This is a genomic window from Flavobacterium pectinovorum (assembly GCF_900142715.1).
Lineage (GTDB): Bacteria > Bacteroidota > Bacteroidia > Flavobacteriales > Flavobacteriaceae > Flavobacterium > Flavobacterium pectinovorum.
The window spans coordinates 284,228-301,866 of record NZ_FRBX01000005.1; the positions used below are offsets into that span (position 1 = coordinate 284,228).

14 protein-coding genes and 1 tRNA gene are annotated in these 17,639 nt (G+C 34.3%); all 15 read right to left on the reverse strand.

The window, feature by feature from the left end:
* Window positions 1-10 precede the first annotated feature (10 nt).
* The 15 genes from BUE22_RS18075 to BUE22_RS18140 all read right to left on the reverse strand — a co-directional run bounded on the left by BUE22_RS18075 (window position 11) and on the right by BUE22_RS18140 (window position 17,543).
* The gene (locus tag BUE22_RS18075; RefSeq protein ID WP_073397190.1) at window positions 11-2,713 is read right to left on the reverse strand and encodes a hypothetical protein; all 2,703 of its coding nucleotides are present in this window, start codon (window positions 2,711-2,713) and stop codon (window positions 11-13) included.
* The gene (locus BUE22_RS18080) at window positions 2,701-5,883 is read right to left on the reverse strand and encodes a baseplate J/gp47 family protein (protein ID WP_073397192.1); all 3,183 of its coding nucleotides are present in this window, start codon (window positions 5,881-5,883) and stop codon (window positions 2,701-2,703) included. The genes BUE22_RS18075 and BUE22_RS18080 overlap by 13 nt, the downstream gene beginning before the upstream one ends.
* A 366-nt stretch (window positions 5,884-6,249) precedes the next feature.
* The gene (locus BUE22_RS18085; protein ID WP_073397194.1) at window positions 6,250-6,660 is read right to left on the reverse strand and encodes a GPW/gp25 family protein; all 411 of its coding nucleotides are present in this window, start codon (window positions 6,658-6,660) and stop codon (window positions 6,250-6,252) included.
* A 2-nt stretch (window positions 6,661-6,662) separates the two neighbouring features.
* The gene (locus BUE22_RS18090) at window positions 6,663-6,953 is read right to left on the reverse strand and encodes a PAAR domain-containing protein (protein ID WP_073397195.1); all 291 of its coding nucleotides are present in this window, start codon (window positions 6,951-6,953) and stop codon (window positions 6,663-6,665) included.
* Between the two features lie 4 nt (window positions 6,954-6,957).
* The gene (vgrG, locus tag BUE22_RS18095; protein ID WP_073397197.1) at window positions 6,958-8,703 is read right to left on the reverse strand and encodes a type VI secretion system tip protein VgrG; all 1,746 of its coding nucleotides are present in this window, start codon (window positions 8,701-8,703) and stop codon (window positions 6,958-6,960) included.
* On the reverse strand, window positions 8,703-9,386 hold the full coding sequence (locus BUE22_RS18100; protein WP_042563915.1) for a CIS tube protein: 684 nt from the start codon (window positions 9,384-9,386) through the stop codon (window positions 8,703-8,705). The genes vgrG and BUE22_RS18100 overlap by 1 nt, the downstream gene beginning before the upstream one ends.
* A 2-nt stretch (window positions 9,387-9,388) precedes the next feature.
* Complete coding sequence (locus tag BUE22_RS23810) at window positions 9,389-9,547, reverse strand: DUF5908 family protein (protein WP_165768479.1); 159 nt, start codon at window positions 9,545-9,547, stop codon at window positions 9,389-9,391.
* Between the two features lie 2 nt (window positions 9,548-9,549).
* The gene (locus tag BUE22_RS18105) at window positions 9,550-9,996 is read right to left on the reverse strand and encodes a phage tail protein (RefSeq protein ID WP_042563916.1); all 447 of its coding nucleotides are present in this window, start codon (window positions 9,994-9,996) and stop codon (window positions 9,550-9,552) included.
* A gap of 2 nt (window positions 9,997-9,998) precedes the next feature.
* Complete coding sequence (locus BUE22_RS18110) at window positions 9,999-10,427, reverse strand: phage tail protein (RefSeq protein ID WP_042563917.1); 429 nt, start codon at window positions 10,425-10,427, stop codon at window positions 9,999-10,001.
* A gap of 30 nt (window positions 10,428-10,457) precedes the next feature.
* Window positions 10,458-12,551: a phage tail sheath C-terminal domain-containing protein gene (locus BUE22_RS18115; RefSeq protein ID WP_073397199.1), complete on the reverse strand. Its 2,094-nt coding sequence runs from the start codon at window positions 12,549-12,551 to the stop codon at window positions 10,458-10,460.
* An 18-nt stretch (window positions 12,552-12,569) separates the two neighbouring features.
* Entirely contained in the window at window positions 12,570-13,412 is an 843-nt protein-coding gene (locus BUE22_RS18120; protein ID WP_073397200.1) for a hypothetical protein, read from the reverse strand.
* Window positions 13,409-14,011, reverse strand: coding sequence for a Pvc16 family protein (locus tag BUE22_RS18125; RefSeq protein WP_073397202.1), 603 nt, complete (start codon window positions 14,009-14,011; stop codon window positions 13,409-13,411). Before BUE22_RS18125 ends, BUE22_RS18120 begins: the two co-directional genes overlap by 4 nt.
* A gap of 677 nt (window positions 14,012-14,688) precedes the next feature.
* Window positions 14,689-15,783: a Ppx/GppA phosphatase family protein gene (locus BUE22_RS18130; protein WP_073397204.1), complete on the reverse strand. Its 1,095-nt coding sequence runs from the start codon at window positions 15,781-15,783 to the stop codon at window positions 14,689-14,691.
* Window positions 15,784-16,089: 306 nt separating this feature from the next.
* Window positions 16,090-16,161, reverse strand: a tRNA-Glu gene (locus tag BUE22_RS18135).
* Window positions 16,162-16,484: 323 nt separating this feature from the next.
* Complete coding sequence (locus BUE22_RS18140) at window positions 16,485-17,543, reverse strand: serine hydrolase domain-containing protein (protein WP_073397206.1); 1,059 nt, start codon at window positions 17,541-17,543, stop codon at window positions 16,485-16,487.
* Window positions 17,544-17,639: the final 96 nt, after the last annotated feature.

Sequence of the window (17,639 nt, forward strand, 5' to 3'; positions counted from 1 at the left end):
TGAATGGTATTTATAGTGATCCTAAATTTGTTTTTCCCAGTATTATTTTTTGGAATTGATTTTCGTTTTCGTCGCTGCAATCAAATAATCTTCCCGTAGGATATATATTGCTAAGGTGGGAGAGAGCTTTAATAAATGATATTAATTCTGTTTCCGGTTGTTCCTGGTTCAGTGCTGTTTTGGCAAACAAATATGCTTTATAAGAGTTTTCAAACTGCACAAGTTCATTTTCGAGCGGGTCATCGATTTCATTTTTCCTGTGCCCGATCCAGCAAATTTTTGCTAATACGTGCGATGGCAATTCTTCTTTAATGACCTTTTCCATATAATTTCTAAAATCGGTATTGGCAAAACGCAGCGTATATCCGGGCAGGACAATGCTAATGCGATAGGAGTAGGGATCCAGCGGTTCGCAGCTTTTGCATTCATCAGTACAAATCGGTAAAAATGTTTCCGGATTTACGGTAATCAGATTTACATCGGGACGAAGCATCATGTGTTCGACAATAAACATTCCTTCTTCTGTAAAAACTTCTTTCATGAAATAAATCAAATCCAGAATAGATTGTTTTAGTTCCTGTAAAGTATCATAATACGTATATCGTTTTGCAATAATTCGGTCAGGGTTGTCTTCGTCTGTAATTAACGGATTAATGATGTCATAAGAATATTTGCCCGAATCTGCCTGATGAATCTGAATGTTGCCAATAACCTCAGGATCTGAAATTCCTTTTTTAAAAGCTTCTTCAACATCATGTTCTCTGGTTTGAATAATTTGCAAAACCGCAAAATATAGTTCTCTGTTGGCCGCCGAAGTATCATAATATTCAGTAGTTCCGGAGAGTACAATATTGTCTTCTGTATCTCTGATTCTCCATCGGTAAACAAGCTGATTGTCTGAATCAATAAAATGATATAAGTCAACAAAAGAATCAGACAGGTTTCTTCTATTATAATCTTTTATTCCTAAAAGTCTGGATATTCTCTTTTTTACTCCCGAAACATTATCGGTATCCCATAAATTACTATTGGGCTGTTTGTAGTAGTTAAAAGAGTTGCCTCGATTTTTGCTTACGATTTTATAATCTTTCAAAAAATCTTCTTTGTTTTTTAGTACCACTTCGTCTGTAGCATTGCCATAAATACTTTTGTTGATGAAAACATATTCAGAAAAACTTTCTGCAAAACGACCTAAAAGATGATCCAGAATATCATTTCTTCTCTCTATATTATTGTCCAGTTTTTCAAAAAGAATTTCTGTAAGATGTTCATCATTGTTTTCTGGGTAATTGGTAACCAGTTCACTAAGCCCGTCGATATCTTTTATAGCCTGAGTAAAAAATGTTTTGGTAAGATTACCGCTTACCGAAAGCATTTCATTCACCTGTCCTAAATGTTTAAAATAGCTTCCTAAAATCTGATCAAAAAATAAAAGATAACCTTTAAGTTGTTTTGCCTGAGATTTTCGGGCTGCTGTAGCTCTTGTTGGCAAACCATCTTCTCCAATACCATAAGTATCCGGAAAATCATTTTGTATCGTTGTATAACTTTCTATGTCCAGATAGCTTCCGTCGGGTAATTTCAGTTCTTTATTTTGACTCGAAAAAGCAGTGGCCGCATCTTTTGCAGCATCAATTTCGTCAAGATAAATTGCTACTTGTGCCTTATCGATATTTAACGGCAGTAAACCTTTATTATAATTGAATACACTTTTATAACAAATTATCGGTTTCTGATATTCTTTAAGACAAATTAACCATTGATTTAAATTTGCATCGCCATCTCCGCAATCTCCCATAGCGATATCTTTGATGGAGATAACACCCGGCACATTCATGATTAATTTTATAATATCAGACAATCGTACTTCACTGGTTAGTTCGGCTTCGATTAACTCTTTGGTGTCTATAAAACCATTTTCAAGAATTGGACCGTCAAAAATTTCTAAGGAAGTATATCCCTTATCCATCATTTGTTTAACAGAATAAAAATTGACTGTTGTCGATAAATAGCCATCAAGTGCATGCAATACAAGCGCGTGAACCATTTCTTCATCGGCCTGAGTATCTACCTCAATACTGGCGCATATTTTTATCGGAAATTCATCTACTTTTATAATGTTGATCAGATCTTCGCACAGGTTTCTGTTGGCATGGTATTTTTCTCTGATTTTGTTTTTAACTTTGTTAATTTCCAAAGGATTTGTGCTTTCAAAATCTACATAAAGATCGTATAAACCTTTAAGATTAAACTCCTTTTTAAAACCTCTCGGAACTTCGTTAAAATCTTTAGAATCATAGGATAATTTATCTTCTTTACAATTTACATAAACCGTTTTTTTATGTTTTGCCGGCCAGCAATTTTTAACGCCGTCGATATCGATAAACAATTTTCTGTAATCGAGTGCTGTTACAGGACTTGTAGGCAATACTTCTGACGCTTTAAAAAACTGTGAAGCAATTCCCTTGCTCTTTTGATCAGAAGCCAATATGTTTTCGATAGGAAGATTCATTCGCATGCCAAGATCTGTTATGGCATAGCATAACATTTCTAACATCGTGATACCCGGATCATGCGAGTTAAAATCGGTCCATAATTTGCCTCCAAGTTGCTCGATATATTCAATACCTTTTTTTCTTAGGTAAAAGAAATCCAGGTCGTCTTCGGTGGCAACTTTTTTAGGAATAGTGTTATGTGGGTTCAATACTGACATGTTTCTGGTAGTTGAATAATTGGATCTTTACAAGTTTTTATTTTTGTAGAAATAATGTGATTTTTTACTGATACAAGAATGCGTTTTGGGTCTGACGGAGAGACCATTGGCAGAAATTCCAATTTGGCCTGATAAGCAGCATCATTTGGATTTTCGGGTTCTGGATTGTTTTCAAGTTTTGCCATTTCCAATTCGGCTAAATAGTCTACATAGTATAATTTTTCGATGTAGTCAATTACGGTGCTTCGGTGTAATTCAATTCCAAAAAGAATATCCTGAGAGGTATCAAATGCCCACGGAGACAAGAATTTTGCTATATCTTCATTCAATTGTTTTATATAAAAATTCTCATCATATTCAGCATAAAACTTGACACTTAATTTAACCACCACTTGTTCGTATTCCGGATTAATAACCGCCACATCGACATGCATGCTGTTTAAATTGCTGATGTAATTTTGAATTTTATTTAAGGTTGCTGTGCTAACTCTTGGCTCATAAATATCAAATACATTTTTGTTGATAATATCGGGAACCACAATAAGGGTTACATCGCCGGGCGAAAGAAACGAATTGGTTGTATTATTGGTATGGTTAAGACATTTTACTCTAAATACTTCCGGAAATTCCTGAAGAATAAGATGTTCATAATCCCAAAGAGTTATCGCTCTGTTTTTATGGCGAAGGCGTTCGCTTACACGTTTGTAATATGTATCATCAGATTCTATAGGTGTTCCTCCAAAAGAATTAAAAGGCTGCGAAACACTTTTGACTTGTGTAATTCTGTTAATCAATTTAGAAATCGTTTCTGCCGGTAATCCTTTATTTAAGTGCGATAAATCATTTTCATTGTTAAAAAATTCAGCGGTAACGACTTGTGTTTTTACATCGATAACTTTGCAGACTGCATCATAAGCTTTATGCATTTTGGCTTTGATCCAGATGAGGTTATCCGGCAATAAAGTATTGGTTTTTGTTGCCTGTTTCGGGATAGTAAATTTTACAATACCCGATTTTAAGAAATTATCTATGGAATTGGCCAAAAGTTCGTTTTCAATATTTTTCCACTGATTATCGCAAAGCACAAACCAGTGTACTTTTTCTTTTCCTGTAAAAGATTTAGTCTGCGGATTTTCGCTTCCTTCTAATATCTGAAACAATAAGGAAATTTGCTGTGTAACTTCTGCTTCGTCAAGACCAATATAGAATTCGCCTCCGTTGCAATAATCAGGAACCAGGTGGCTTGCAATGGTACTATTTACATCAAGAACCGCTTTTTGCTGCGCTAGTTTTTTTAGATACAAATGCTCTTCACTTTGTCCAAAAGGAGCTTCGTGAAATAATCTTATACGATCTGTCTGGTATTCTTCTTCGGTTTGATTGGTAAAACTTGTAGTTTCCTCTGCGGTATAATTTAAACTGATGGTTTCGATAAATGGCGTATAAGCTTCGTTTGGAATCGTTGGTTTTGCATCTTTGCTCAATATCGCAAGCGTATATATTTTTGGGTATAAAGAATGCAGAAAGGATTGGTTTAATGTCAATCGTATCGGACCGCTTTTGTCAATATCATAATTATCTTCTTTTACAGAAAAATCAGTTTTATATCCCTTCGTAGCCTCATTTGCTGTAAACAATACAACTTCTTCATCTTTGCTTACCCAATTTTCTTTATTTAATACAGCTGCTGTAGCTGTAAAATACGCATCTTTATCTACAATGGAACTTGATGCATTCTCGTTTGCGTCCAGATAGATGGTTTTATAAGCATCGTAGTGTGTTACGAAAGAGTTTGGTGTATTTTTCCAATTGATGGTAAGGTCAATATTTTTCCATTTTTTCGAAAAGATTTCAGGATAATTTATTAGAAATGAAGAACCTTTTGTAGGCTGGGTTGTAAAAGGGTAGAAGGGTTTAGCGGCGTTAAGCAAACCTGTGTCGCTTTCCAGCAATAAAGAGGTAACATCTGTTACATCCACTTTTACATTAATGTTACTAACGGTTTTTGTGACTAAATTTCTAAATAAAGAATGTCCTTCTGTATTTTCAGTATGAATTAAAAATCGAATAACAGGATGTGTACTGGAAAAATGCTCGCCCAATATTTTTTGGTTGTAATTGACAATTGCCGGAGTATCTTTCGAAATCTGAAAAACAAGTCTTAATTGATCTTCTGAAATACTCGAAGCCTCGCCATCCAATTTAAATTCACCCAGCCATTTTTTTTCGCCACTGCAAAAAACACTGATATTATTTACAAGATCCTCTGTGGTAGAGGATTCTTGTTTAAAGTCAAGAGCCTTGTTAAAAGTGATTGTAATATCAATATTTCTTTCTCCTTCCTGTAATGCTAACAGGGGAGAAGCAATTGCAAAACCAAGTTTAGCCGCCTGTAGTTCGGTATAATTTTCTTCGACAGCAGTATATCCAAAAGGAAACCAGTATTTTGATTCTTCTTTAAGGCTTTCTCCTTTTCCGTCAAGCGAATTTGCCACTTCGCTGGCTTTTATTTTGCCTCGGTCAATATCATTATAAACACTTTTAAGCTGTGTAATCTGAGCTTTATTGGCAATTAATTCTTCGGTAGTTTTATAAATAAGTTTGTTTCCTGCAGCATCTTTTCCGGCGTCTAATTCAGTTTGTGAAGCAATTCGTTCCTCGATACTTTTTTTAGCCAATTCAAAAATAACATGCACTTTATCTGCTTTTGCAGGAAGTTTTTCAATTTGCAAAATGTCTTTATAAAAGAAATCAAGGTGTTTTTTTGTAATTAAATTAAAACGTGTTTTAGATAATTCCAATAGTTTTAAGAAACACACAAAAAGAGTCATATGTGGTGTTAATGTGCCTTCAAACTCAATGTTGCGAAGTGTTTTTGAAATATTTTGTTTTACATTATTATAAACCTTGTCATTTCTGTTAGAAATATCTTTGGGAATGCCAAAATGATCAAAGATTTCCTGCCAGTTACCAGCTGGATTTTGGCTGTCATTTGTTTCAAAAAAATTAACCTGTTTGGCGAAGTTATAGGTAAAAACTAACCAATCTTCCATATCAAAGTCATGAAGCTGCAAATTGTTGGGATCCAGAATAGTATTCAGGCGATCGCCTTGGTCTGTGCCATTTCGTTTGAATAATATATCGTTTGTATGGTCGCTGTTGTTACACATAATACTATTAAATATTAACCTTCGCTGAGGTGTAATTATTTTTAATCTTTTATTTACTGCTAATCCTGCAAGGTTTTCAAAACCTTGTAGGTATTCCTTTTTTGTTTTAAAATTTTTTCACGCAGATTTTGCAGATCAAGCAGATTTCTCTCTTATAGTTTGTTTTTTGAATTGTCACCCTGAGCGTCCCGAGGCTTCGGGAGAAGGGCGCCCCAATTGGCACGTGGGCTTCTCCCGAAGTCTCGGGACGCTCAGCCTGACATTCGACTTTCGCTCAGCCTGCAAATCGTTATCAAAAAAAGCTATGTTCTGTGGCCAAATATTTTAACACACAAAATTTTTAATTTTTGATTCTCAATTTTTAATTCAAATGTTCGTTCCTTCTTCTTTATAGAAAGGATATACCATATTTGTTCTGGAATTGGTCGCTCTTACTTTATAATCTAAAACCACTAGTAATTCACCATTTAAGTCATCTCCCTGATTGATGTCGATTTTCTCTACATCAATTCTTGGCTCATGATATAGAATAGCGGTTTTTATTAATTCAGCTACAAAGGTTTTTAATGTTCTGTTTAGCGGATTAAAAAGAAGTTCATCCATATTGCATCCATATTTTGGAAGCATAATACGTTCTCCAATTTTGGTCGATAATAAAATTTCCAGACTGCTTTTAATATCCTCCTCATCAGAAATCATGACAACAGATTTTGTTGTTTTTTTAAATTCTGGAGGAAAACTCCATCCGGTACCCAAAAAAGCTTGCTCACTTTCCATAACTATCCTATTAAAACTGTTGCTAATCCGGCTACTATTGTTCCGCCGTGTGCGGTTGAATCTCCCATTCTGGCAGCTGGTTTTCCGCCAATTAAAACTGTTGATGACCCCATTACGATGCTATCCGGCGGACCACTGCAAGTAGCCATGTCGCCAACACAGGCTGCGGGAACTCCGCCAATTAAAACGGTTGGTACGCCGGCAGGTAAAATTGGTCCGCCCACATGCGGAACCGTTGCAGTTACCATTGGGCAAACATGCATATCTGAAACTCTTGCTGCTGGTGCTCCCATAATTTTAATTTATTTGAACAATACTTCCTTTTAAGATGGCTGTTGCGCCAGACGATAATTCTGCGCCCGCGCTTCCTTCTGCCTTCAATTGTGCGGAGGCACTTATCGAAACATTCGTTCCTTCAATTTTAACATCTCCGGTTGCTTTTATTTCGATGTTTCCGGCGCTTTCCATTTTTATTCCGTTGCTGTCGATGGTGATTACGTTCGAATTTTCATCTTCAATAACAATAACACCTTTGTCTTCGTCAAGCGTAATTTTTTTTCCTGCCGGAGTTTCAATTCCAATTGATTTTTTTTCATCATCAAACAAAACTTTCATTTCGCTTCGGGTAACAATTCCTTTTTGATGATTATCATCAGAAGCCGTTATCGGAGCAGGTTTTCCGCTGCTGTGAAGCATTCCTAAAACGATGGCATTATTTGGATCTTCATTAATAAAACCAATGATAACTTCATCTTCAATTTCAGGTCTAAAAAAAACACCTCTGTTTTCTCCCGCATCAGGAGAAGCTACGCGACACCAAATTCCCTGTTCTTCATTATTGATGATTGGAATCTTCACCAAAATTCGGTCTTCGCCATTCGGGTCACTTTCGAGCTGTGTTACAATTCCGGTGTGAAGCCCTTTTATAGCGGGAATAATTCCGGAACCGGTCGGCGTATGAATGTCAAATGTTTCAGAGAACCATTCCGGATTCAATCCGAATTGCGCATCAATAGTCCAGTTTCCTTCTGCTATTTCATGAAAAACTCCCGTGATGTAGGCTTTTCCGTTAAATCGATCACCAACGCCTTCAAGCGTAATAATGGTGTTAGGTTTTACTGCCGGAATTCCCTGAAATTTCACTCTTCCGCGAATTTTTGATAATTGCTGAAAAAGTAATTTTGCATCTGCCCAATCCTGAAGTTCAGCTTCGGTGATTGCTCCGCCGTGACGTAACTCGAGGTTTTCCAGTTCGATGGTTTCGGCTAAATCTGATGCCGTTAAATTTCCATTTAAGGAAATACCCGGATCTTTTGCTTCAATTTCAACCAATTCCTGATTGCTGTAATCCCAACTATACGAAGACACTTTTGCAAATTGATTTCTGGCGTCTATTTCAGCATCAAAATCTAATAAGCTGGCTCCAAAAGTTACTGTTTCAACAGATGATGATTTTACGTTTGGTTTGCTAATGGTAATTTTACCGTTTTCAACAAAACAAAGTTTGCCGTTTGCCTGCGCCCGCGAAACCATAAAATCCCAATCGGATGTATTATACTGAACGAGTTCTTTGTGGCTGAAATTGGTCGCTTCTACATCTTTTTGTAATCCGTAAGCGCCAATAATTTCCTCAAATGCTTCGCTGTCTTTTACATCATAAAAATATTTGCTTTTTCTGCCAATAGTAAGTTTTACCGCTTCATCTTTGCATTCGATAATCAATAACGAAGTCCCGCTTTTTATTTTAATAGAATGCTTGATGACAATGCCTTTGTAAATTGTTTCTTCGTCATTGTGATAACCGGCTGTTATTTCAATTTTTTTCCCCGGAATCAGCAAATCTTCATTACTTAATTTAAAATCTCTTTCAGAAGCTTCTCCATCTGTCAGAACGATTTGAGCCATAGGAATCCTGTTAACCTCATTTTGTACCACAATACTTTTTACCTGATAGGTTTTAGATAATTCTGTTCCTTCAATTAAAATTTTATGCGTTACTAAATCGGCATTTTTACTGGTTTGTATGACTCCGCTATTGTTCATCAGGATTGTTTTTGTAAGGGTGGGAAAAATAGTTTTTGCCCTGTTTTTAATTTTCTGAAATTGACAATGTTATTTACTCTGGCAACTTCCAGATAATACTTAGAATCACCGTAGATAGTAAAGGACATCAGAGGCAATGTATCACCATCTTTTACGGTTCTGAAATGTGTCAAATCCGGCGATTTATTGTTTTCCTTTGCAGCCCTTAACTGATCTTCAACAAAACCCTGAAATTTTGCTTTTGCAATCGCTCTTATTGGCGTTCCATTTGGTTTAAAGAGTTTAAATTCAATATTCATTTCGGTCAAAGCACCTTTAAAAAGCAATGTTCCCCACGAAATAATCAGGTAATTGGGCTTGTGTTCGTCGCCATTGTAATCAAGGATGACTTTTTTGAATTTATCAATGTCATCCATAATTCCATTTGGAACACTTTCGAAGCCGTTAATTACTCCGGTTCGGTCAAAAACAAAATCGAGTTCCAGATTTTCGGGTAATTTTTTATTGAACTTTGGAGAAACCGTACTTGTGCCTGCAGCCTGATTTTCATCGGTTTCAATCTTATAATGATAGGTGTACTTTTCCGGATTCATTAAAGTAGAAAATTCACCATCGGCAATTTTTGTGTTAAATTCCGGATCACTGTAAGCAACAACTTTAAGTTTTTCTAATTCTCCAGCCATGGCTATCTTTCTTTTTTACGTTCAATAATTTTCATTACCTGTTCTACACATTCCGCTACCGGATCTTCGCCTTTGCTTTTTGGAGCGCTGGCAGAAGAATTCGGTTTTGATCCTTCACTCACATTTATTTTGATGTGAAGCTCTTTTATTTCTATCGGCATGACTAACTTTTAAGTAAAGTGAAATAATTGTATGTGAGTTCAAAGCTTTCTACAACGAGTTTACTTTCCTGAGCATTAAAATCCTCAACAGCCCATTTTACAGGATAAGCATGAACCACATTCCATGAAATCAAAGGCTGATGCTGTTCATTGAGCAATTTGATTGTCAGGTTAACTGGCTTAAATGAGAAGTTTTCGATAGCATCCCGGCACCAGTCGATTACTGCAGAATCTATGAGCATTCCTCTTTTTAAACTCAGGTTTGGATATTTTGTCTTTACCGGAAGTTTATGCTTGAATCTGTTTTCACCACCTTCGGCTATCTCTTCAGTTTCAATATCAACAGATAAACCGGAAACCGATTGAAACTGATGGTCTTTTGCCTGTGAGCCAAGACCTTCAAATTCAACTAAAAAGTGAAAACCAACAGGTGGATAATAGTTAGCCATGATTAATCATTTTGAATCGATAAACCTTCATGAACTAATTCCATTGATTCTATCGCCACTTCGTTTCCATCGGCTTTTAAATCAGTCGACTGAACTTTGGTTGGCCATGCATTTTTTACTTTCCAGGTAATTACCGGTTCGTGTTCTTCGTTCAGTAATTTGATGGTAATGTCCCTTCTTTCGATAGTGTTTAATTTTACCGTATTCCACCAGTTGTAATATTCATTATCACTTTTAAAAGTTCCTCTTTTCAAGGTGATATTAGAGAATTTTTGCATGCCCGGCATCTTGATTTTACTGTACTCCGGACTTGCGCCCTGACGGTATTCGATAACTTCAGTTTCTACATCTAATCCGGAGACTTCTGTAAAGCCTATTTTTGTTCCTCCCCAGTCAACTGAGAAATGAAACTTTGGTAATGGATAACTCATGATCTATATTTTTTTAATGTTGATATTTAGTTAAGATTCCTGCATTTTGTGAGAGAAACGAAGGATGATGAACTCTGCCGGACGAACTACTGCCATTCCAATTTCAACAATCATTCTGCCTTCCAAAATATCCAAGGCCGACATGGTTTGTCCTATTCCGATTCTAACATAAAAAGCCTGTTCAGGTTTTGCTCCGGCCAAAGCTCCGGCTCTCCATTGAAGAATTAAGAAATTCTCAATCATCGCTCTGACTCTTATCCAGGTATTGGCATCATTAGGCTCAAATACAAATTGTTCGGTTGCTTTTTTGATAGATTCTTCTGCCATGTTAAAGAAGCGTCGTACCGGTACATAACGCCATTCGTTGTCATTACCTGCCAGGGTTCTCGATCCCCAAATCAAGGTTCCTTTACCTGTAAAACTTCTGATGGCGTTGATGGATTTACCGGCCACAGTATCAACATTTAAATTATCCTGAATTGTATTTGTTATTTTAACGGTTGGTTTTATAACATAGTTCAGGCTTACATTCGCAGGAGCTTTCCATACGCCTCTGTCACGATCAACTCTGGCATAAACCCCTGCAACAGCAGAACTAGGAGGAAGTGTTATGGGTAAATTGTAAATTTCGGTAAGTATTTTATTGAACGTTGCGTTGTCAATATCTTCTAAAGCGCTTAATTTTCTTCCGTTTAATGCTCCATTATTTACATCTTTTCCGTTAACAGATTTAATGTGGTTTAAAAGTGTAAGCAACGTTCCTTTAACACCGGAAAAATTATTTGTAAGTCCTGTAATTCCCGTTTGAAGGTTCAATTGATCATAGATTAGCAGTTTTTTTAATTCTTTATCAAAACTTACATCATCGGTTGATATAATTTTAAGCATTTTAGCTGCTGTGTTCTCGTCCTGTATTTTTTTCTTTAATGTTTTTAAATTTTTATATACAGAATCAATTTTATTTGTGGCAGTAAAATTCAAATTAAAGGCTGTCAAGGCACTTGAAATATTACCTGCAATAACCATATCTTCATCAGATATTGTACTGATTGCAGCATTTGCTTCGTCGTTTAGCGAGTTTCTCAAAAGTGTTAAACTTTCTAAAGTAGCAAGTACTTTATCCAGGTTTTTTAAAAAAGCTGTTTTTTTGGCTGCGTCGGTAACAAAAGTCACTCCTAAATTAAAACCCGTTGCATTGTTACTATACATTTGTAAAAACATGTCACTGACCTCACCGGCAATATCTCCTGCAACAGAATCGTCAACCAATTTGGCTACGGTTGCGTCAATTCCTGTAGGGCCTTCTATAAGCTCCAATCCTGCAGCAATTTGATCATATGCTTTTGCTGTATAGGAGTAATGTTTTACTGTAATTTTGCTGGCATCAAAAGTATAGTCCAATATGGTTTCCAGGTGAGGATAATAAACTGCACCGTACTTAATAGTATCTTTTTCAGAACTAATTATATTTCTTAAAGCGTCTATGTTAGGATCTGTTGGACTTGATTCGTCGTAACTTAGAGTGTCAATTAAGGTAAATCTGTCCTGAAGATTATGGCACTGTGCAAGCGCATTGTTGTATAATCCATAAAAACTATCTGGAAGTATTCCATCTACTTTTGTTGCGTCAGGAAATAAAATTAGTGTTGGTTCGTCTACTTTTTCTAATTCTGCCAATCCATCATTGAGTGCATCGCTATTGGTGATTACTGTAACCGGAGAGTCTGTTTCATCTAAATCATTTCCATAACGACCAACTGAAATAATGTAACAAGGACCGCCGCCATTTGCAAAAAACAACTGCATTGAATAGTACATTAAGAAAGGTTGTTTTGAAGTTGGCTGATCTACAATAATAGATCTCGTGTCGCCACTATTACCGGAAACATCATTAATTGTAACACTAATTGTTGTTTCTGGTTTTGCAAAGCCAAAAAAACGTTCATATTCTAAAAGAGATGTGATTCTGGTTGGCTGTAATTTTAAATCTCCATTAATCTTGTTCGTAGCTTTTTCAGTATAGCCAATAAAAGCGGGAATCGCTGTTTCAACCTGAGCTACAGAGGGAGGGAACTTTACGATTTCCTCAATATATACACCAGGTGTTTTGTAAGTTGTTGCCATAATTGATTGTTTTAATTATTAAATAAATATTTCCGAATAATAATCGCCATTGCTTTTTGTTATTGATTTTACAGAAGGATTTGGATACTGGCTGTTTACCGGCTCTTTGGGCGTAAAATCGTTGAGAGGGTCAATTTCAACAAAACCCGAATAGGTTAGGGGTTTTACAGTATCGGTTTTGATCTCGGTTTTTGCTTTTTTGTTGATGTATTTCCAGAACGTTTTTCTATTGTCAAAATGTATTTTAAAATGAGGACTTAGTATTTTACCCGAATTAGTTACAATATTTCCCGGATTAGTATCGCCTTTCATTGTCAAAGAGATGATTCCGAAAACATCTTGTCTTTCTGGTGAATGGAGTTCGGATAAAAAATGCGCCGTTGTTTTTTCGGATACTAAAAAAGCATTTGAAATCAGGATGTTTTCATTGTTTTTGGGAATGTATTTAAATGTTACGGGTTCCGTTGTAGGTTTCACGTTACTGAATAAAAACATTTGGTTTAGGAAAAAATCCAAATCGGTATAATTCTCAAACTGATAATCGTTGATGGAGATTTTAAAGTCCAGTTTCAAATCTGCCGGAATACTTATAAACGGATCAGTTTCATCAGCTTCCTTGACCTTAGTATATACCCGAAAACCTGTTTTGGTAGACTTAAAAACCATTTTATAATTTTTTAATCTTGTATTGGTTTCTATGGTTGGAACTATAGTTGCAAATGAGCCGCTGTCGAATTTTTGCAGCATTTTTTCTTTATCTGCTAAAGACATTCCTGTATAAGTATCTTCACCGCTATTCAGAAAATAATTGTGAAAAAGCGTTACTTCAAATAATAGTTCGTATGTAAAATCAAAACTCATGATTGCTCTTTTGTTTTTGTTAAACCTTTAAATTTGCTGATAAGCTGTCCTTCGGCTTGTGCAATATTGCGTTCAATTTGTATCATGCTTACCTTGTATAAAGCAGAGGGAAGCTGCTTGCCTCCTAATGTTCCCCAGATATAGTTCAGTTCCTCAAAAGTGGGCGTGTAGAGTTCAACTGAAAATCTGAAATCATCAATATTTGCCATTGCAATATTATTTCTGTTATAAATAGTGTTGGCTTGTGTAAAGAGTCTTTTCCCTTGAAAAAATGCAATGATTTTTGAAATATCGTTAAGCGAGTTGATGTATATATTTCTATTGGCGCTAAAAAGTAAATACAGGTTTAAATTGATGACGCTATTTTTGTAAATTGTTTTAGCATTTTCAACAGAATGATTGGGAAAGTTTTTTAAAGTAGCTTCTTCATCCAAATTGATTAGGGTAAGGGCTACTTTATCTTCTAAATTTCCGGATACGGTTTCGTTTTGAGATTCTAAAAAAGCAATATTTTCAGCCACAACTGTTTTTTCTAACCCAATTTCGTCGAGATAGTTGTTTACTTGTTCTGCAATTATTTGAATAACTTCAAAAACCATTTTGTGATAAAGTTTTAATTTTAAAAATCAGTACTTATATAGTTATGATAAATTGCTAAAAAGCTCATTATCAATATGTAGGTTGAAAAATAAAAATGGAGGCTTTTGACTTTGCTTTAAAACTGAAATAGAAATAAGGCTGGTAGGTTTGTCTAAAGTAGAACAATGGGAGTGTATCAAAAAAGGGGAAAATAGCCCTTTTTTTTAGGGTTAAACTGTTTTTTATGTGATTGATTTACAATTGGTTACGTATTAAAAATAGTTTAATTTTGTCTTTTGTAAAAAAGCAAACGTCGTAATTTATTGAAATCGATAAAATTTTAGTGAAAAAAAAATCTAAAACATTCAAGTTTTAGATTTAAGCGGGAACAAAAAATGGAGAATTTTAAAAAACTGTTTTTCGTTGAATTAATTCATTTTTAGTTTTATTTCAAATCAGATAAATTTTTGAATATGATGATATAAAAAAAGCCTGTAATGTGAGATTTACAGGCTTTTTGCAGAAATATTAATACTAAGTAGATGTTTGTGAGTTTGTTGTAGTTTGTGAAATAGTTTTTAAACATCCCATGTGCTTTAACGAAAGTGCATTTGTTGCAATTAAAATATGACTTTTAGATAACAAAAAAGCCTTAGAATTTTAAATTTCTAAGGCTTCTTTAATAGCAAAACTAGATTTAAAAATTAGTATTTACTTTTTTAGAGCGATCTGCAATGTATGAGATTAGCCAAATTGTTTGTCCTTCTTTTACAAAGAATATTTTCTTTTTTTCTAAATCCGGAATGCTTTCCAGGCAAGATAATAAAATGTTATTTGCAGAGATTAAGTATTTCTGGTCATAGGTAGTTAAAACTCTGGCAGCTTCTTTGTTAGTTTTAGAAAGAGTAGTAAACTTGGTGAAATTATTCTTTAAGATTGCATCGTAATTAATAACATCTTCTTTACTTAAAGCAACATAATGTTCTTTAACGTTTTCATTGTAATATAGAGTTGCAAACGCCCAAACTGCCCCGCCTGATAAATACATTTTATCCTTTTTTGATAAAAGAGGATTTTTGTCAAACATTTCTTTTACTTTCTTAAGCAGCACCGAATTAAAATCAAAAGATTTTTCCTGATATACCGACATATCATTAACCTGGTTTTGGTTTACAACCGTTTTTTGTACAGCATCAGTAAGTGTCATTGTGCCGAAATTAAGCTCTAAAGGAATAAACTCTAATTTGTCATCTTTAAGCTCATCTATATATCCTCCTTTGGTAGTTTGCGCTCCAATGTCAAGCAGAAAAGCGTTAGCATAATCAACCGGCGGGATAGCACCTTTAACCAGCGTTTTAGCTTCTTCGTTAACATTAAGGATCTCAACATCTTTGTTAATTAGAGAAGTTATTTTATTTCTTAAAACGTCAATATTGCGGGCAGATGTAAAAAGAGGAGCAGCCACAAGAAAGATGTTTTCTTCAGGCATTTTATATTCTGCTCTTATTTTTTTTAATTGATCAACAACTATTGTACTTGTTCTGTCAATATCGTCCTGAGTAAGCTCACCGGTTTTATCAATATGTTCGGCAAAATTAATTCTCTCAGTCCAGAAATAAAGAATCTTATAATCAGCTTTTTTGATATTGTTTACATCCAGAACTGAAACTTTTATAGCTCTGCGACCGATTTCAATTCCTGCATAAAGACTTTTTTGCGAAAATGCATTAATGGAAAAAAGTAAATTTAAAAGAATAAGAATAAGAACCTGGGGTCTGTTTTTTTTAAGCATTTGATTTAATTATGGTTAAAATATATTTATTTGAATAAAGTTTTTAAAGTAATTATGCGAAAGTCATAATTTTAAATTAAAAATAACGGGTTTTAATATAAGATCACAAATTTATAAAAACATTTACTAAGATAAATGCAGTTATTGTAAAATATGGAATTTAATTAGCAGGATAGTGTTTTGAGGACAATTATGTGCGATTTTTATTATTTCCAGGATGTTGAGAAAGAATATTCGTCAAATTGATTTAGTAGTGAAACTGATTAAAACGAAAAAAGCTCCAGATTTCTCTGAAGCTTTCTCTTGTAGCCCGTAGCGGAATCGAACCGCTCTTACATGGATGAAAACCATGCGTCCTAACCGATAGACGAACGGGCCTGTTTTTCTATGCGGGTGCAAAAATGCAATTAATTTTAGAATTGACAAAAATATTTTTTAGAAAATTGTTTTTAGTTATTCCCAAAATATCACATTTGTAAATAATCAATCGTAAATAAAATTAGCTGTTTGAGATGTATTTATTTGATTAATAATTTTTTGGATTACATAGAAAAGTATTTTTTTTCTTCTTTTATTAAAATGATAATTTTTTAGAAAATTGAAAATTATTTTTAAAGTTATTTAGTTTGAAAGAATATTCTTTTGAATTTTGACTATTACATATCGTTGTGTTCCTTCGATTTTGCTCTTTTATACCTTTATTATTTCAAGACTGTATCATAAATTTTATTCAAAAGATCTTGTCTCATTTTTGAATTTCTTTGATTTAAAAGTATTATTATACCCCAATTTTTAGTTCTGTTGTAACATATAATAGAAGATTGTCCCATAGAATCTCCAGACTTTAAATAAATAGTGTTTTTATCATCCGTCACGATGTTTACTCCTAATCCCAATTCTCTATTTTCTACTTTATAGAATTTTTTTTCCGTAATAATGGCCGCTTTTCCTATTTGCGTTTCTTTATTTAAAACTGCTTTTAAATACGTAATCATATCAAATGCATTGGATTTTACTAAACCGGCTGGAGCTGTAACATTCCAGGTTAGGAATTCCTGAGCGCCACCCTCTGAATTATGACCTACTGTTCTGTTTTTTACATTAAAGTCCTTAGTCAATGTGTTTTTCATCTTTAACGGCGTTATTATTTTCTCTCTAATAATTTCATCATAACTTTTGCCATACACTTTTTCTAATATTTGTCCGAGTAATGTATATCCAATTGTAGAATAACGATATTGGCCATAGTCTTTTAGTTCAGTACAATTGTTGATTATGTCCGTCAATGTTTTTTGAGTCACATTACTTATTGGCTGTTGTGGATTTAGTTCAATTAACTTTCCAAAATCAATATCTGGCAAACCTGATTGATGCGAAGCCAGATCTGAAATTTTTATTTTGTTTTTAAGATTTGAATGTAAAATATATTCTTTTGGAAGGTAGTTATCTATATAATCGTCTACTTTAAATTTATTTTCGACAACGGCTTGTGCAATTAAATTTGAAGTCAAAATTTTTGTGATAGAGGCAATTTCAAATAGAGAGTTTTTATTAATCTCTGCTTGACTTTCTGCATTCAACTTACCATAAGCAGTATGGAATTCTTCATTATTATTGATAAAACCGACGCTAATGCCAACGTTAGGATTCTTTTGATAATTGTCCTTTATGATTGAGTCAATCTTGTTAGTGAAGTTTTGTCCGAAAGAAAAAGTACTTATTAATAATAGTGCGGTTAAGAAATTTAATGATGTTTTCATTGTATCGTTTTTTTTAGGTTAAAATTTATTTCGATACAAAGATGTGGAAGAAGCTAAACCTGTGCGACCGAATAAAATTAGTCGAACGCATTTGTT

Coding starts and splice junctions, on each gene's coding strand:
- BUE22_RS18075 (WP_073397190.1), bottom strand. CDS start 2,713: ATGTCAGTATTGAACCCACATAACACTATTCCTAAAAAAGTTGCCACC.
- BUE22_RS18080 (WP_073397192.1), bottom strand. CDS start 5,883: ATGTGTAACAACAGCGACCATACAAACGATATATTATTCAAACGAAAT.
- BUE22_RS18085 (WP_073397194.1), bottom strand. CDS start 6,660: ATGGAAAGTGAGCAAGCTTTTTTGGGTACCGGATGGAGTTTTCCTCCA.
- BUE22_RS18090 (WP_073397195.1), bottom strand. CDS start 6,953: ATGGGAGCACCAGCAGCAAGAGTTTCAGATATGCATGTTTGCCCAATG.
- vgrG (WP_073397197.1), bottom strand. CDS start 8,703: ATGAACAATAGCGGAGTCATACAAACCAGTAAAAATGCCGATTTAGTA.
- BUE22_RS18100 (WP_042563915.1), bottom strand. CDS start 9,386: ATGGCTGGAGAATTAGAAAAACTTAAAGTTGTTGCTTACAGTGATCCG.
- BUE22_RS23810 (WP_165768479.1), bottom strand. CDS start 9,547: ATGCCGATAGAAATAAAAGAGCTTCACATCAAAATAAATGTGAGTGAA.
- BUE22_RS18105 (WP_042563916.1), bottom strand. CDS start 9,996: ATGGCTAACTATTATCCACCTGTTGGTTTTCACTTTTTAGTTGAATTT.
- BUE22_RS18110 (WP_042563917.1), bottom strand. CDS start 10,427: ATGAGTTATCCATTACCAAAGTTTCATTTCTCAGTTGACTGGGGAGGA.
- BUE22_RS18115 (WP_073397199.1), bottom strand. CDS start 12,551: ATGGCAACAACTTACAAAACACCTGGTGTATATATTGAGGAAATCGTA.
- BUE22_RS18120 (WP_073397200.1), bottom strand. CDS start 13,412: ATGAGTTTTGATTTTACATACGAACTATTATTTGAAGTAACGCTTTTT.
- BUE22_RS18125 (WP_073397202.1), bottom strand. CDS start 14,011: ATGGTTTTTGAAGTTATTCAAATAATTGCAGAACAAGTAAACAACTAT.
- BUE22_RS18130 (WP_073397204.1), bottom strand. CDS start 15,783: ATGCTTAAAAAAAACAGACCCCAGGTTCTTATTCTTATTCTTTTAAAT.
- BUE22_RS18140 (WP_073397206.1), bottom strand. CDS start 17,543: ATGAAAACATCATTAAATTTCTTAACCGCACTATTATTAATAAGTACT.